Raw genomic sequence first — 16394 nt, forward strand, 5'->3', positions numbered from 1 at the left:
CATTTCATTCGGTTGCCAATCATGAGCTGACTGAACACAAGCTTTTCTGCCTCTTCCCTCGAACAAGAACGCCGACGGGCAAATGCCATTTGCCCGCAAAACGTTCATTGTTCGAGGAGGGCATGCTGTCGCATGCCCAGTCGGCAAGCGAACGGCTTGCCGACTACGGCAGAAAAGCTAGGAACAGAGCCTTCTCATCTGGTTTGGATTGGTTCATCAACATGCCTGGTTACAAATGTTTGCTGATGACGATGCGCTGAATTTCGCTCGTTCCTTCGTAAATTTGCGTAATTTTCGCGTCACGGAACAGCCGCTCGACCGGGTAGTCTTTCGTGTAGCCGTTGCCGCCGAAAATTTGCACCGCCTCGATGGCATTGTCCATCGCTGTTTGTGAAGCGAAGAGCTTCGCCATCGACGCCTCTTTTCCGCACGGCAGCCCTTGCGCGCGCAGCCAAGCGGCGCGATAGACGAGCCATTTCGCCGCTTCCGCCGCCGTCGCCATATCGGCAAGCTTGAAAGCGACGCCTTGCTGCTCGATGATCGGTTTGCCAAACTGCACCCGCTCTTTCGCGTAGGCGACGGCATGTTCGACTGCCGCCTCCGCGATGCCGAGCGCTTGGGCGGCGATGCCAATCCGACCGACGTCAAGGTTGGCCATCGCGATTTTAAATCCTTCCCCTTCCTGACCGAGCAAGTTTTCCGCCGGCACTTCGGCGTCTTCAAACGTAATGGTCACCGTCCGCGACCCGTGCAGCCCCATCTTCTTCTCATCTTTGCCAATCGACATCCCTGGCGTCCCTTTTTCCACAATGAACGCGGAAATGCCGCGGCTTCCGGCTTCTTCCGGATTCGTGCGGGCGAAGACGATGTACGTATCTGCCTCCCCGCCGTTGGTGATGAATATTTTTGAGCCGTTTAGCACATAACGATCTCCACGGCGCACCGCTTTCGTCTTCAAGCTTTTCGCATCCGAGCCGGCGCTCGGTTCAGTAAGGCAAAACGCCCCCAAGTACTCACCTCGGGCGAGCTTTGTCACGTATTTTTGTTTCTGTTCTTCGGTGCCGAAATACAAGATCGGATTCGTGCCGACCGACGTGTGCACTGATAAGATGACACCGACGGTCGGGCTCACTTTAGAAATTTCATGAATGGCGATGATGTACGAAACAAAGTCCATACCCGCGCCGCCATATTGCTCCGGGACAGTGATGCCCATTAGGCCGAGTTCGGCCATTTTCGCTAAAATCGGGCGCGGAAACTCCCCTTGTTCCATGCGCTCGACAAATGGGGCGATCTCCGCCGCGGCGAACTCGCGCACCATTTGCCGCATCATTTCCTGCTCTTCGGTGAAGCGAAATTCCATGAAATGGCCTCCTTCCGATGTCGCTGACACAATGGTGTTTTCAGGCGCTCCTCCGCTCCATGGGGCAGCCAGCAGGCAACTGAACGATTCTATAGATTTGCCTTATAGGCTGTAAAACAGCGTTCCCGCATGCACCTAACGTGCGGCGTTACGGTCGGCAGACAGCATAGCGGGCGCCGCCCCACGCACATTGCGGCACGCTTCGGCGTTGTCCTGGAGCGACGCCAAGCGGTTTATTCATACGTGTAAAATCCGCGGCCCGTCTTGCGGCCGAGCCATCCGGCTTTCACATATTTGCGCAAGAGCGGGCATGGGCGGTATTTGTCATCGCCGAACCCCTCATGAAGCGTTTCCATAATGTATAAGCACGTATCGAGCCCGATAAAATCAGCGAGCGTCAGCGGACCCATCGGATGGTTCATGCCGAGCTTCATCACTTCATCGATGGCTTCTTTGGTCGCCACCCCTTCGTACAAGGCGTAAATCGCTTCGTTGATCATCGGCATGAGAACGCGGTTCGAAATAAAGCCCGGAAAGTCGTTCACTTCGACCGGCACTTTGCCGAGCTTGCGGGCAACGGCTTCGATCGTTTCATACACGTCATCAGCCGTCGCCAATCCGCGGATAATTTCGACGAGCTTCATCACCGGCACCGGGTTCATAAAGTGCATGCCGATCACTTTCTCTGGCCGTTTCGTCGCGGCGGCAATTTCCGTAATCGGCAGCGACGACGTGTTCGACGCTAAAATCGTCTCCGGGCGGGCGAGCGCATCGAGCTCGGCGAACAGCTTTGTTTTCACGTCCATGTTTTCGACGACCGCTTCAATGACAAGATCCGCTTCAGCGGCGGCATGCAAGTCGGTCGAGCGGGCAAGCCGCGCGAGCGCTGCGTCTTTGTCCACCGCTGTCATTTTCCCTTTTTCCACTTGGCGGGCGAGCCCTTTTTCGATGTTGGCGATTCCTTTGTCCAACTGCGCTTCGCTAATGTCGTACAAAAACACTTGATAGCCAGCGACGGCGCACACTTGAGCGATTCCTGACCCCATCTGTCCGGCGCCGACGACCATGATTGTTTTCACATCCATCTTCTGTTCCCCCTATCGTCCGCTTTGCGTTTCCTTCTCCGCGCCTAAACTCATATGTCTCACTGCCGCCAGCAACCAACGGCAAACGGTCTTTGCATCGTCATCACAACAACCCCTGCTGTCAACCGTTGATGCCGCGGCTGTTGCGGCAATGAGCAACGTGCCGCACGCTGCGGCAGAGACAGCGACGGCATGCCGCACCATATGGCGCGATGCCTCATGACGCAACGCTTGGGGCAGACGGTCACACGCCGCATCCTATGCCTTGGCGCAACACTGGAAGGCGACGGCGGCATGCCGCTTGCCCGCCGCGCCCCGCTCGTTATACCTCGACCAAGATGGCGTCGCCTTGGCCGCCGCCGCTGCAGATGGCGGCGATGCCGAGGCCGCCGCCGCGGCGTTTCAGCTCATAAATGAGCGTGAGGATGATGCGTGCGCCGCTCGCGCCGATCGGGTGGCCGAGGGCGACAGCGCCGCCGTTGACGTTCACTTTTTCCGGGTCAAGGCCGGCGATTTGGATCGCAGCAAGAGCAACAGCGGCAAACGCTTCGTTTATTTCGAACAAGGCAATGTCGTCGACCGTTTTTCCCGTTTTGCGGAGCAGCTCGTTGATGACAAGTCCCGGCGTTTTTGGGAAATCTTTCGCCTCAACGGCGATGGCGGTGTGGGCGACAACAGTCGCGAGCGGCTCAAGCCCCTCGCGGGCGGCGCGCTCCTCGCTCATCAAGACGAGCGCCGCGGCGCCGTCGTTGACGCCCGGGGCGTTGCCGGCAGTGATCGTTCCTTCCGGGTCAAACACCGGCGGCAGTTTCGCCAACGCTTCAAGCGACGTGTCTTTGCGCGGCGCCTCGTCGTGTTCGACGACAAGCGGCTCTCCTTTGCGCTGCGGAATCGTCACCGGAACGATCTCTTCCGCGAGCCGACCGGCTTCGATGGCGGCAATGGCTCGCATATGGCTGCGGTACGCCCACTCATCCTGCGCCTCGCGTGTAATGCCAAGTTCACGCGCTGTATTCCCGCCATAAACGCCCATATGGACGCCGGTAAAACTGCATGTCAAGCCATCATACACCATTAAATCCTTCACCGTGCTGTCGCCCATTCGCAACCCCCAGCGCGCTTTCGGCAGCACGTACGGGGCGTTGCTCATCGATTCCATCCCGCCCGCGACAACGACATCGGCGTCGCCTAAGCGGATGAGCTGATCCGCGAGCGTCACGGCGCGCATGCCCGATGCGCATACTTTATTGACCGTCTCGGTGCGAACATGCCACGGAATGCCGGCATGGCGCATCGCCTGCCGCGATGGGAGCTGTCCTTGTCCGCCTTGCAAGACGGTGCCTAAAATGACATGATCGACTTGTTCCGCGCTCACATCCGCGCGGGCAAGCGCTTCTTTCACGGCAATGCCGCCGAGTTCTGACGCTGACAGCGCTTGCAAAGAACCGCCGAGTTTTCCGAACGGGGTGCGCGCCCCGCTGACAATCACTGTTTTTCCCATATTCCTCTCCCCTTTTCATCGGATAAGAAAGCGATTACAAAACACAGACTGAACGCTCGCTCGGTCGTGGTGCGAAAGAGAAGGTGTACGATCATACACCTTCTCTTTCATTATACTTATTATTTTAAAAAATAGAAATTGTCTTCGCAACTATTTTTACGACGCCGCTTCTTCTTTTTCTTCACCAAATACTGATTTTGCCAAAATCTCGGCGACATCGTACGTAAAGACGCGGTCTTCCACTTCCTTGGCCTTCGTGCCGTCTGACAACATGGTCAGACAGTACGGACAGCCGGAGCTGATGACCGTCGGATTGACAGCGAGCGCTTGCTCAGTGCGGGCGACGTTGATCCGGTTGCCGGTCGTCTCCTCCATCCACATGAGGCCGCCGCCGGCGCCGCAACACATGGCGCGTTCGCGGTTGCGCTCCATTTCGACAAGCTCGACGCCCGGGATAGCGCGCAAAATTTTCCTTGGCGCGTCATAGACGTCATTGTAGCGCCCTAAATAGCACGAGTCATGGAACGTAATGCGCTCATTCACTGGATGTTTCGGCACGAGCCGCCCTTCTTCGATGAGCTTGGCGAGCAGCTCGGTATGATGATACACTTCGGCCTCGAACCCGAAATCCGGGTATTCATTTTTGAACGTATTGTAAGCGTGCGGGTCGATCGTCACGATTTTCTTGACGCCCGCTTTTTCAAATTCCGCGATGTTGTTCGTCGCTAATTCTTGGAACAAAAACTCATTTCCTAACCGGCGCGGCGTATCGCCTGAGTTTTTCTCTTTGTTCCCTAAAATCGCAAACTTGACGCCCGCTTCGTTCAGCAGTTTGGCAAACGCAAGGGCGATTTTTTGGCTCCGGCTGTCATACGACCCCATCGAGCCAACCCAGAACAAGTACTCGATTTCCTCTCCCGCTTTCGCTGCCTCTTTGACGGTCGGCACATGCACATCATCGCGCAGCTCGCGCCAGTTCTCCCGCTCTTTTCGGTTCAAGCCCCACGGATTGCCTTGGCGTTCGATGTTCGTCATCGCCCGCTGCGCGTCCGGGTTCATCCGTCCTTCCGTCAGGACAAGATAGCGGCGCAAGTCGATGATTTTATCGACATGCTCATTCATGACCGGGCATTGGTCCTCACAGTTGCGGCACGTCGTACAGGCCCAAATCTCTTCTTCGGTGATGACATCGCCGATTAAGCTTGGCATTTCGATCGTCGCCGCCTGCTCCGACGCCGCGGCGAACGCGAGCTGATTGCCCCTTGTATGTTTGAAAGCGAACGCGGGCACCCACGGCGTGCGTGACGTGACGACCGCCCCTTTCTCCGTCAAATGGTCGCGCAATTTTAAAATCAAATCCATTGGCGACAACATTTTCCCCGTGCCGGTCGCCGGACACATGCTTGTGCAGCGGCCGCATTCGACACAGGCATACAAGTCGATCAATTGCTTTTGCGTGAAATCCTCAATTTTGCCGACGCCAAACGATTCTTGGCTTTCGTCTTCAAAATGGATCGGGGCAAGCTTCGGCCGCGTCAGCCGGCTGAAAAAGACGTTGATCGGCGCAGCGATCAAATGGGCGTGCTTTGATTGCGGCACGTACACGAGGAACGTGAGCAAAATCAACAGATGCACCCACCAGGCGATAAAGAAGAGCACCGCAGCCCCCGTTTCGCCGACCCAGGAAAACGCGGCAGCAATAAGCGAGGCGACCGGCTCGCTCCATGTCGCTTCTTCGCCGTGCCAAATGATGCTCATCCCGTTGCCGAACAACACCGACAGCATGAGCCCGGCGATGAAGATGAGGACAAGCCCAGCTTTCAAGTCGCGCTTTAAACGGACGAGCTTTTCAATGTAACGGCGGTAAAAGGCGGCGAGCACCGCGATCAAAATAAGCAAGGTAACGATTTCTTGGAAAAACGTAAATCCCGCATACAGCGGCCCAAGCGGCAAATGCGCCCCCGGCGCAAGCCCTTTGATGATGAAATCAATCGCGCCAAATTGAACGAGAATAAAGCCATAGAAAAAGACGACGTGGATCAGTCCGCTTTTTTTGTCCTTGAGCAGCTTTTTCTGGCCGAACACGTTGACCCAGATGTTTCGCAGCCGCTCTTTTACTTTGTGGTCAAACTCGAATTTTTTGCCGAGTTTGATGTACATCGCCCGCGTTTTTACGACATATGCAAACAAGTAAATTGCGTAAGCGGTTACAAGCAAAAACGCGAGCCAGTTCACCACCAACAAGGCATTCATCTTCTCTCCCCTTCCCCCGTTTTTCGAGCGAATGTGTTGCCATAACAAAAGAAATTTTCAGAATTCGCTTTATGTCTATTGTACAAATGAATGAGCATTCAGTCAATAGCCTTTTTTTCATCCCAGCCGCGAAAACTTTCCCTTTGCAACGGAGCGATCGCGGGGGAATCATCGATTTGTTCAGCCCTCTATAGACTCCCATGACGAAAAAAATTCATCAATATGGAAATTTTATTCATTTGGGGTTTGGGTATGTTCACGGTAGATGCAATTTGAAACGTTTTGCGCGTTCTCGGGCACATTAATAAATACCGAATCGACATAGGAGGAGAAGATATGGTCGTCATTTCCGTCATTGCCATCGTATTGCTGCTTGTTTATCTTGATGACAAGCTTGGACAGTTCATCTTCCGCAATGGGCGCAAAAAAGTCGTCTACCCGGAGCGGAGAAGCGATATTTCCCTCTATATCAACGGCAGGCATTTATTTTCTGATTACTTCGCTGAACTAGGCCGCGCCCGCGATCATATTCACGTCTTGTTTTACATTATAAAAAATGACGAAACGAGCGCGCCATTTTTCCAGATTTTAAAGGAAAAAGCAGCTGCCGGCGTGAAAGTGCGAGTGTTGACCGATTGGATCGGCAGCTTTGGACTGCCGAAAGCGCTCATCCGTTCGCTCGAGGAAAGCGGGGTGGAGTTCGCCTATGCCCGAAAGCCGCGCTTTCCGTTTTTCATTTACCGCCTCAACCGCCGCAACCATCGGAAAATTACGGTCATCGACGGTCGGGTCGGCTACATCGGCGGCTTTAACATCGGCCGTGAATACAACGGAAAAGACGCCAACTTCGGCGAATGGCGCGATTACCACTTAAAAGTGAACGGCGAAGGGGTTCACGACTTGCAAGAACAGTTTTTGCACGACTGGGAAGAAGCAACGGGCCGGACGGTGCCTGACAAACATCGCTACTTCCCGCCGCTTTCGGCCGGCGCCATTCGCCATCAGCTCGTCGCCACCAACGGCGCTGCCCTTGAAGAACAGTTTATCGAGGTCATCCGCCAGGCGAAAAAAGAAATTATGATCGGCAGCCCATACTTCATCCCAAGCCGGCCGCTGTTTAACGAGCTCATGCAAGCGCTTCGGCGCGGGGTGCGTGTGACCGTCCTTGTGCCGCTGAAGGCGGACCATTTATTTGTCAAAGAGGCTGCCTATCCGTACTTTTATCGACTCTTGAAAGCCGGCGCGCGCATTTACCGCTTTTACCAAGGATTTTACCATGCAAAAACGCTCGTCATCGATGAGGAGTGGTGCGACGTCGGCACAGCAAATTTCGATCGGCGCAGCTTGTTTTTAAACAGCGAAATCAACTGCTATGTGTTTGACCGCGCGTTTACCCGCCTCGTCAAACGGGCGATCGAGCGCGATTTGTTGCGCGCCGAGCCGCTGACGGTCGACTTTTGGCAAAAACGTTCGCTTCTTGACCGCGGCAAACAGTCGATTTCCCAGCTCATCTCCGCCTGGCTTTGACCGGTCTGAAGTTCCATTTCCCTCCCAAGCAACAGAAGAAGCAAAAAAACCCGGCCGGCGCTTCCGGCGGCTTGATGCTGCCAAAATTGCGCCAACCGGGTTTTGTTCCCCGTTTGATCATGCAAGTGCTTACTTCCAAAACACCGTGAACCATTGAAACAACCGCATGCCGAGATACACCCCGACGATGCCGGCGATGCCGGCCAACGCCGGGGGAGCGGGAATCGGCAACCGAAGCAAGGTGAACAAAAAGCCGACAACGATGCCGGTGATGAGCGATAGTACAACTTCTTTCATTTGTTGATCCTCCACCACTGTTTTTCTTTAGAATGCCCAAACAAAAGAGGGAGCAGTCGCTCCCCCTCGTTCGTTTACATTTGTTCCGGCGCTGAAACGCCAATGAGCGCTAACGCATTTTGCAGCGTAATTTGCACCGCCTTGACAAGCGCGAGGCGGGCTTTTGTTTTTTCGATGTTGTCCAGATCAAGCACTTTTTCCGCGTTATAAAAGCTATGGAGCGCGGAAGCCAAATCGAATGCATAGGCGGTGACGCGATGCGGCATCCGCTTGAGCGCCGCCTCGGCGACGACATCGGGGAAATCGCCGAGCACTTTGAGCAGCTCGATTTCCTTTTCCGTTTCCACAAGATGGTGAAGCGCTAAGTCGCCGTCATAGGAAATGTGTTGTTCCTCCGCTTGGCGAAGAATGCTCGAAACGCGGGCGTGCGCGTATTGGACGTAGTAAACCGGGTTTTCATTCGACTGCGACACGGCCAAGTCCATGTCAAAATCCAAATGCGTATCGCCCGAGCGCATCGCAAAGAAATAGCGGACGGCATCGACGCCGACTTCTTCCATGAGCTCGCGCATCGTCACCGCCTTGCCGGTGCGCTTGCTCATTTTGACGCGCTCACCGTTTTGGTATAGGTTCACCATTTGAATGATTTCCACTTCAAGCGCCTCCGGATCATAACCGAGCGCAGCGATCGCCGCCTTCATGCGCGGAATGTAGCCGTGGTGGTCCGCCCCCCAAATGTTGATGAGCTTTTTGAACCCGCGCCGCAGCTTGTCTTGATGGTAGGCGATGTCCGGAAGCAAGTACGTATATGTGCCGTCCTGCTTAATTAAGACGCGGTCTTTGTCGTCCCCAAACGCCGTCGAACGGAACCATGTCGCCCCGTCCTGCTCGTAAATATAGCCGCGCTCGCGCAAAGTGGAAAGCGCTTCGTCGATTTTTCCGCTTTCATAGAGCGATGTTTCCGAATACCAGACGTCAAACGGCACACGGAAGTCGGCCAAGTCTTTTTTGATTTTTTCAAGCTCATAGCGGAGCCCATAGTCGCGGAAAAAGGCAAGCCTTTCTTCTTCCTCCATTTCGACAAACCGGTCGCCGTACTCTTCGGCAAGCTTTTTGCCGATTTCGACGATATCGTCGCCGTAATAGCCGTCCTCCGGCAACGGCATATCGACACCGAGCGCCTGAAAATAACGGGCTTCGACCGATTTCGCTAAATTGTAAATTTGCTTGCCGGCGTCATTAATATAGTATTCACGCGTCACGTCAAACCCGGCTTTCGCCAAAATGTTGCAAAGCGAATCGCCGACCGCCGCGCCGCGGGCATGACCTAAATGCAGGTCTCCGGTTGGATTGGCCGAGACGAACTCGACTTGCACTTTTTCCCCGTTGCCGACGTTCGATTCGCCATACGCTTGTCCCGCCTGCAAAATCGCCGGCACGACCGCCGTCAAATAGCGGTTGTCCATGTAAAAGTTAATAAACCCCGGCCCGGCGATCTCGATGCGGGCGACCGACATGCGTTCGCGGTCAAGCTGCCCGACGATGGCTTCGGCGATCGCCCGCGGCGGTTTTTTCGCGATGCGGGCGAGCTGCATGGCGATGTTCGTCGAGTAGTCGCCATGCGCCTTGTCGCGCGGCACCTCAAGCAGCACATCCGGCAGCTCGTCGGCCGAAGCCAGCCCTGCTCTTACCGCCGCCTGGCGGATTTCTTCTTTCATCTTTTCCTTGATTTGTCCGACAATGTTCACCGCTTATACCCCCTTAAATGTCAACGTCAACGTATGGCGCCCGCTTCGCTCATCGCCTAGCATCAGTTCATAGGAAAGAAAGAGCCGCCCCTTTTTCCGCTGCTCATCATAGTGAAACTCCATGGAGCTCGTTTTGGCCGCCAGCGCCCATCGTCCAAACGCTGTCCCATAATGGCCCGATGTTTCTTGGCGGCGGCGGAACGTTTGCCGCATCTCGACCGCTCCGGAACGAAGGACGGTCACCTCGTCAGGCGCGATTTTCACAATGTTGTTCACCCGCCCGAGTTCGTTTTCTTCGGCAAACTGCAAATAAACGGTTTCCCCTTTTATGTAATACGTGCCATCCGCCTCAAGCACAACCGTCTCTTGGCGCGGACCGTCGCGAATGACAGCCACTTGGCGGAGGCGCGCCGGGATGCCGTTTGTTTCCTTCATATCGATGAACACACCTTTGCGAACAAACAGTCATAATTTATAGTATAATGAACTGTTTCGCTCCATTCAAGAGGGGACAAACCCGATGGCAGATTTCCGCTCCAGTGGGCAAAAAAAGGGGCTGACCCAAAAGGTTGTTTTTCCTTAAACAAAACACAACATATCGTTTCTTAATGATTGTTTTATACCTACATACGGTAATAAGAAAAGGTGTCCCGATCCTTTTGGGACACCCTCTTTGTTCCATCGGTATTTTATGATGACGCCCGAACATTTTTTAACACGTTAATAGCAAAAAGAATGACACCTATCACGACGAGCACCCCGCCAATCGCTGTCACCGGCACGAACGCTTCGTTGCCGTAAACGACGAAAATGAGACCGATCATCATGACCGGCAGGCCGATATTGTGCAGCCAGAAATGCACTTTCGCCCATTTCGTCGCCGCCGCTTGTGGAAATAAATGATAGATGATGCCAGCAAGCGTCAAGGCCGTCCAGCCAAGCAAGTTGATATGGACATGGACCGGGGTCAGCGCAAACGAATGGGTCATCGACATGCCAAGCCCCATACAGACGCCAATGACAAAGTACACAACGGAAATTTTGATCAGCTTCACGCCCATCTTCATTCCCCCTCTCCTTTTTCTGTAAATACATTACATATTATTACGCTCCGTACGCTCATATTCCTGCATCTTTTGTCCCACCAAAGAAAAAAGCGCCCTCGCAAACTTGCGATTTAGGCGCTTTTTCTCATTTTTCACTTCGCCACCCAGCCAAGCAGCATTTCTCTCACAAGCTTGCTCGCCGTATTGGCCGTTTGTTCGGAATGGTCGTAAATCGGTGCGACTTCCACCAAATCGGCGCCAACGACTCGCACGTCGGAGCGGGCGATCTCGTGAATGGCCGAAAGCAGCTCTTTTGACGTAATGCCGCCGGCATCGACCGTCCCAGTGCCTGGGGCATGAGCGGGATCAAGCACATCGATGTCAATCGTCACATACACCGGACGGCCAGCGAGCTTCGGCAACACGGAGCGGAGCGGTTCAAGCACCTCAAACTTGGCGATGTACATGCCGTTTTCTTTCGCCCATTCGAACTCTTCCTTCATGCCGGAGCGGATGCCGAACGAAAAGACATTCGTCGGGCCGATCAGGTCAGCGACCTTGCGGATTGGCGTCGCATGCGACAGCGGCTCGCCTTCGTAATGTTCGCGCAAGTCCGTGTGCGCATCCATATGAATGACGGCCAAATCCGGGTAGTATTCATACACCGCTTTCATGACCGGCCAGGAGACAAGATGCTCGCCGCCAAGGCCGAGCGGAAATTTGCCGGCGTCAAGCACCTTTTTCACGAACTGTTCAATCAGCTCCAAACTGCGGGCCGCATTGCCAAATGGCAGCGGAATGTCCCCAGCGTCAAAGTAGCGGATGTCTTTGAGTTCGCGGTCCAAATATGGGCTGTACTCCTCAAGCCCGATCGACACTTCGCGGATGCGGGCCGGGCCAAACCGTGAGCCAGGCCGGTAGCTGACCGTCCAGTCCATCGGCATCCCGTAAATGACGGCTTCGCTTTCTTCAAAATTCGGATGGCTGCCGATAAACACGTTGCCCGAATAGGCTTCATCAAATCGCATTGCCTGCGCCCCCTTACTTCGTTAAATCCGCGACAAATTTCGGCAAGACGAAACACGCTTTGTGCAATTCTTTCGTGTAATATTTCGTCTCAATGTCATGGAACCGGTCGTCGCTCACAGCGAGCGGGTCGTATTTTTTCGAGCCGAGCGTAAACGTCCAGAGCCCGCTCGGATACGTCGGAATGTTCGCCGTATACAAACGGGTGATCGGGAAAATTTCTTTCACATCGCGGTATACGTTGCGAATCAAATCGGCCTTAAACCACGGATTGTCCGTTTGGGCGACGAAAATGCCGTCTTCCTTCAACGCGTTGGCGATGCCGGCGTAAAACCCTTTTGTGAACAAGTTGACCGCTGGGCCGACCGGTTCGGTTGAGTCAACCATAATGACGTCATACTCGTTTTCGCTTTTGGCGATATGCATAAACCCGTCATCGACTTTCACTTCGACGCGCGGATCATCGAGTTTGCCGGCAATCTCCGGCAAGTAGGTTTTCGAGCACTCGATCACTTTGCCGTCAATTTCGACAAGCGTCGCTTTTTTGACGCTTGGGTGCTTCAGCACTTCACGAATGACGCCGCCGTCGCCGCCGCCGACGACAAGCACGTTTTCCGGATTGGGGTGGGTGAACAGCGGCACATGGGCGACCATTTCATGATAGACGAACTCGTCTTTTTGTGTTGTCATGACCATGCCGTCTAGAATGAGCATGTTGCCAAACTCCGCCGTTTCGACCATATCGAGCTTTTGGAACGGCGTCTGTTCTGTATGTAAAGTGCGGATGATGCGTGCGGTGATGCCAAAATGCTCCGTTTGCTTTTCGGTAAACCAAAGTTCCATCGGTAACATCCTTTCTCCGAGCGTTGCTTACTATACAAGTTTTCCTTAGCCAACGAAAAACTAAACATGAAAAAGTATAGAGCAATCTAGCAAAAATGCAAGAGGAACAAGTTTAAAATAAAAAATTTTTTTTCATACTGGTAAGAAAAAGCGGAAAACCTCGCTGGCGAAGCCTTGACAAAAGCAAGGCGGCGCATTCAGCCGGGCGTCCGCCCGCATGTCTAAAACAACGCCAAAACCGTTGAGGTGATGCGCAATGGAACCGATCCCGGGCAGCCGTTTTCGCGGCACGTGGAAATATGTGCGCGCCGCCGTCTTTATCGGCTTTTTTCTCGTCATCTTTGCCTTCGCCGCTCTCGGGAGCTTTGTGTTGTTCGCGAAAATCGAAGGCGCCCCGCCGGTCGCCGTGCCGCAGACGACGATTTTTTATGCCGCTGACGGCAGCAAAATCGGGGAAAGCGACCATGGTCAAAAACGCTATTGGGTTCGGCTCAAAGACATGTCCCCGCACATCATCGAAGCGACGATCGCCGTTGAAGACCGGAAGTTTTACGAACATCACGGGTTTGATTTGAAGCGAATCGCCGCCGCCATCATTGCGAATGTCGAGGCGATGGCAAAAGTCGAAGGGGCGAGCACGATCACCCAGCAGTATGCGCGCAACTTGTTTTTGACGCATGAAAAAACGTGGTCGCGAAAAATCCAGGAAGCGTTGTACACCATCCGGCTTGAAGCCAACTACAGCAAAGATCAAATTTTGGAAGGCTATTTGAATACGATTTACTACGGCCATGGCGCCTACGGGATTGAGGCGGCAGCCCGCTACTATTTCGGCAAGCACGCGAGCGAGCTGACGCTCAGCGAGGCAGCCATGCTCGCCGGCATTCCGAAAGGGCCGTATTACTACTCGCCGTTTGTCAATGAACAGCGTGCGAAAGCGCGGCAAAAAATCGTGCTCACCTCCATGGTGGAAGCCGGCTACATCAGCCGCCAAGAAGCGGAGCAGGCGTACCGCGACAAACTCGTCTACGCCCGGCACCACAAACAAGAGCAGCCGATCGCTCCGTATTTTCAAGATGTCGTCAAACAGCAGTTGCGCACGAAACTCGGCCTGGATGAGCGGACGATCGAGCTTGGGGGGCTGCGCGTCTATACGACGCTGGATCCGCGTCTGCAACGGATTGCCGAAGAGCAAATCCGTCGCATCATCGACCCGCACTCCGCCATTCAAGCGGCGCTTGTGTCGATGGATCCACGCACCGGGGAAGTAAAGGCGCTCGTCGGCGGACGCAACTACGAAGAGAGCCCATTCAACCGGGCCGTGCAGGCGGAACGCCAGCCAGGGTCGACATTTAAGCCGTTTTTGTATTACGCGGCGATCGAGCAAGGATTCACCCCATCGACCCAACTGCGCAGCGAGCTGACGACATTTACGTTTAACGGCGGCCGATCGTCGTACACCCCCCATAATTACAATGACTACTATGCCAACGGCCCGATCACGCTCGCCGAGGCGCTCGCCGTATCCGACAACGTCTTTGCGGTGAAAACGCTCCAGTTCATCGGCGCCGACAAACTCGTCGACACAGCGAAAGCGCTCGGCATCACAAGCAGATTGAAAGCAGTGCCGTCGTTGGCGCTCGGCACCTCGCCCGTGAAAGTGATCGACATGGTGGCCGCGTACAGCACGCTGGCCAACTACGGCAAACAAACCGAACCGGTGTTTATTCAAAAAGTCGTGGATGCAAACGGAAACGTGCTATATGAACATAAGCCGGAGAGCCGGCAAGTGCTCGACCGCGACGCGGCGTTTGTGACGACCCATTTAATGACCGGGATGTTCGACCCGAAGTTAAACGGCTATACAACCGTCACCGGGCAGTCAATCATCGATGACATCACGCGTCCGTACGCCGGCAAGTCGGGAACGACGAAAACGGACAGTTGGATGATCGGGTTCGCCCCGCAACTAGTCGCCGGCGTCTGGACCGGCTACGATCGCGGAGAAACGATGGATCGTCCTGCGGAAAGGCAATATGCCAAACAAATATGGGTTCACTTTATGGAACAAAGCCTCGCTGGCGAACCGAAAAAATCGTTCAAACCGACCAAAGGCGTCATCGGCGTCTACATCGACCCGCAAAACGGCAAGCTGGCCACCGACTCCTGTCCGGTGAAACGAAAAACGTACTATCTCATCGGTACAGAACCGACCGACTATTGCACCGACCATTTGGAAAAGAAAAAGAAGAAAAAAGAAGACAATCAAAGCTGGTTCGAGAAATGGTTCCCATGGTTTTAAACAAGAAAATCCCCTGCGTGCATACGCAGGGGATTTTCTTGTCCTAGTTTTCCTGTGTTATACATGTAGATTTAGTTTATCCTTTTTTTCAAACAAGAACAAGCCCTTGCCCATATCTTTTCACAAAACCGTCACATTTCCACTTCCAAATCTTGTTTCAGCTTGTCGCTCGAACGGTTCCACATCCCGATGTCATGCCCTTTCAAAAAGTCGGCGAGCACCCGTTTTGATTTCGCGTCCATATGATCGACAATAATGTGCCGCTTTAGCGATTTATCGAGCCGGTTCACATGTTCCGGCAATAACTTATAGCCGCGGCGCGCCTCACGGTCGATCGTCATTTCGCACGCCGTCACCCCGGCGTAATACGGGCCGTCCTCGCGTCGTTCAATCGTCACCCAGACGATCCAATACGGCTTGCCGTTTGGCACGGCGGAACGGTCGGGCAAAAACTTGATGCCGCGCTCGACGGCGCTGCGCGCATGCATCGCCCCCATATCGACGAACGCTTCGCCCGCTTCGACGTCAATGATGACCGGCGAAACGTTTTCTAAGCTCAACGCCCCGGCGCCAAAGCCGCGGTGCCCGTCGGTCGGATCGTCTTTGATGATATTAAAGCCGATGTTTTTTTTCTTTTTTTGCTCCATTCCGCTTGTTCCTCCTTCCTTACATAAACAAATTGGCGACCAACGACTGCAAGTTTTCCAATACAAACGGCAGCGCCACTTGAAACACCGGCTCAATCGTATAGCGGTCAAGCGGCGTGAGCACAAGGATGAGAAAAATGAGCGCCCCGTAGCTTTCCCATTGCGTCATTTTCGCCCGCAGCCCATCCGGGGCCAAGTCTTCAATAATACGATACCCATCAAGCGGCGGAAACGGCAATAAATTAAACAAAAACAAGACAGCGTTCAAGCTGATAAAAATTTGGAAAAACAGATCAAACCCGGCCGCAAACCAATCTGGCAGCGCCCGCATGAGGCCGAAATCGATCATCGCGTACCAAATGACAAATCCAAGCGCGGCAAGCACGAGGTTGCTCAGCGGTCCGGCAACCGACACGAGAATGCCGGCAAGGCGCGGATTTTTGAAATAAAAGCGATTGACTGGCACCGGGCGCGCCCAGCCAAACCCTGCGAGAAAGATAAGCAGGGTGCCAAGCAAATCCAAATGGGCAAACGGTGATAACGTCAGCCGCCCTTGATTTTTCGCCGTCGGATCGCCGAACTTGTAAGCAACGTAGGCATGGGCGAACTCATGCACGGAAAATGCTAACGCCAGCGTCAAGAGCACGTACGGAATTTCACTTAACGAATACGGCAAAATTCGATCCACTTCATAAACTCCTTTTCCCTATATTCACTATCTTTAGTATACATGATTAGCAGAAAAAAGTGGACTGA

At 54.1% G+C, this 16394-nt stretch carries 15 protein-coding genes; 2 read left to right on the forward strand and 13 right to left on the reverse strand.

The features are described from left to right. Positions 1-229: 229 nt before the first annotated feature. The 5 genes from GT3570_RS16670 to GT3570_RS16685 all read right to left on the reverse strand — a co-directional run bounded on the left by GT3570_RS16670 (position 230) and on the right by GT3570_RS16685 (position 6202). Positions 230-1363, reverse strand: coding sequence for an acyl-CoA dehydrogenase (locus GT3570_RS16670; protein ID WP_011232861.1), 1134 nt, complete (start codon positions 1361-1363; stop codon positions 230-232). 233 nt (positions 1364-1596) lie between these two features. Then, entirely contained in the window at positions 1597-2448 is an 852-nt protein-coding gene (locus GT3570_RS16675) for a 3-hydroxybutyryl-CoA dehydrogenase (protein WP_011232862.1), read from the reverse strand. A 12-nt stretch (positions 2449-2460) separates the two neighbouring features. Further along, positions 2461-2652: a hypothetical protein gene (locus GT3570_RS18285; RefSeq protein WP_081601545.1), complete on the reverse strand. Its 192-nt coding sequence runs from the start codon at positions 2650-2652 to the stop codon at positions 2461-2463. Positions 2653-2770: 118 nt separating this feature from the next. After that, positions 2771-3949: an acetyl-CoA C-acetyltransferase gene (locus GT3570_RS16680; protein ID WP_015376074.1), complete on the reverse strand. Its 1179-nt coding sequence runs from the start codon at positions 3947-3949 to the stop codon at positions 2771-2773. A gap of 156 nt (positions 3950-4105) precedes the next feature. Then, a complete protein-coding gene (locus GT3570_RS16685; protein ID WP_014196973.1) occupies positions 4106-6202 on the reverse strand; it encodes a heterodisulfide reductase-related iron-sulfur binding cluster in 2097 nt (698 codons plus the stop codon). A gap of 336 nt (positions 6203-6538) precedes the next feature. On the opposite strand from GT3570_RS16685, the gene cls reads away from it, so the two are divergent. Further along, on the forward strand, positions 6539-7729 hold the full coding sequence (gene cls, locus GT3570_RS16690; protein WP_011232866.1) for a cardiolipin synthase: 1191 nt from the start codon (positions 6539-6541) through the stop codon (positions 7727-7729). Between the two features lie 129 nt (positions 7730-7858). On the opposite strand, the gene GT3570_RS16695 is transcribed toward cls, so the two are convergent. From GT3570_RS16695 to speE, 6 genes are all read right to left on the reverse strand, one after another. Continuing rightward, positions 7859-8026, reverse strand: a complete 168-nt coding sequence (locus GT3570_RS16695) for a XapX domain-containing protein (RefSeq protein WP_013146634.1) — start codon at positions 8024-8026, stop codon at positions 7859-7861. A 74-nt stretch (positions 8027-8100) separates the two neighbouring features. Beyond that, positions 8101-9774 carry an arginine--tRNA ligase gene (argS, locus tag GT3570_RS16700; protein WP_011232868.1) on the reverse strand — a complete coding sequence of 558 codons (1674 nt, stop codon included), beginning with the start codon at positions 9772-9774 and terminating at the stop codon, positions 8101-8103. A 3-nt stretch (positions 9775-9777) separates the two neighbouring features. Continuing rightward, on the reverse strand, positions 9778-10209 hold the full coding sequence (locus GT3570_RS16705; RefSeq protein ID WP_011232869.1) for a YwiB family protein: 432 nt from the start codon (positions 10207-10209) through the stop codon (positions 9778-9780). 254 nt (positions 10210-10463) lie between these two features. After that, positions 10464-10841, reverse strand: coding sequence for a hypothetical protein (locus tag GT3570_RS16710; RefSeq protein ID WP_011232870.1), 378 nt, complete (start codon positions 10839-10841; stop codon positions 10464-10466). A 131-nt stretch (positions 10842-10972) separates the two neighbouring features. After that, complete coding sequence (gene speB / locus GT3570_RS16715) at positions 10973-11848, reverse strand: agmatinase (RefSeq protein WP_014196976.1); 876 nt, start codon at positions 11846-11848, stop codon at positions 10973-10975. Between the two features lie 13 nt (positions 11849-11861). Then, positions 11862-12689 carry a polyamine aminopropyltransferase gene (gene speE / locus GT3570_RS16720; RefSeq protein ID WP_014196977.1) on the reverse strand — a complete coding sequence of 276 codons (828 nt, stop codon included), beginning with the start codon at positions 12687-12689 and terminating at the stop codon, positions 11862-11864. Between the two features lie 256 nt (positions 12690-12945). Between speE and GT3570_RS16725 the strand changes: the two genes are divergently transcribed. Next, positions 12946-14991, forward strand: coding sequence for a transglycosylase domain-containing protein (locus GT3570_RS16725; protein ID WP_014196978.1), 2046 nt, complete (start codon positions 12946-12948; stop codon positions 14989-14991). A 131-nt stretch (positions 14992-15122) separates the two neighbouring features. Here the strand turns inward: GT3570_RS16725 and GT3570_RS16730 are convergent, their stop codons facing one another. Then, positions 15123-15638, reverse strand: coding sequence for a YwhD family protein (locus GT3570_RS16730; RefSeq protein ID WP_014196979.1), 516 nt, complete (start codon positions 15636-15638; stop codon positions 15123-15125). A 19-nt stretch (positions 15639-15657) separates the two neighbouring features. Next, the gene (locus tag GT3570_RS16735; RefSeq protein WP_014196980.1) at positions 15658-16326 is read right to left on the reverse strand and encodes a site-2 protease family protein; all 669 of its coding nucleotides are present in this window, start codon (positions 16324-16326) and stop codon (positions 15658-15660) included. Positions 16327-16394 lie beyond the last annotated feature (68 nt).

The sequence above is a fragment of the Geobacillus thermoleovorans genome, assembly GCF_001610955.1.
Lineage (GTDB): Bacteria > Bacillota > Bacilli > Bacillales > Anoxybacillaceae > Geobacillus > Geobacillus thermoleovorans.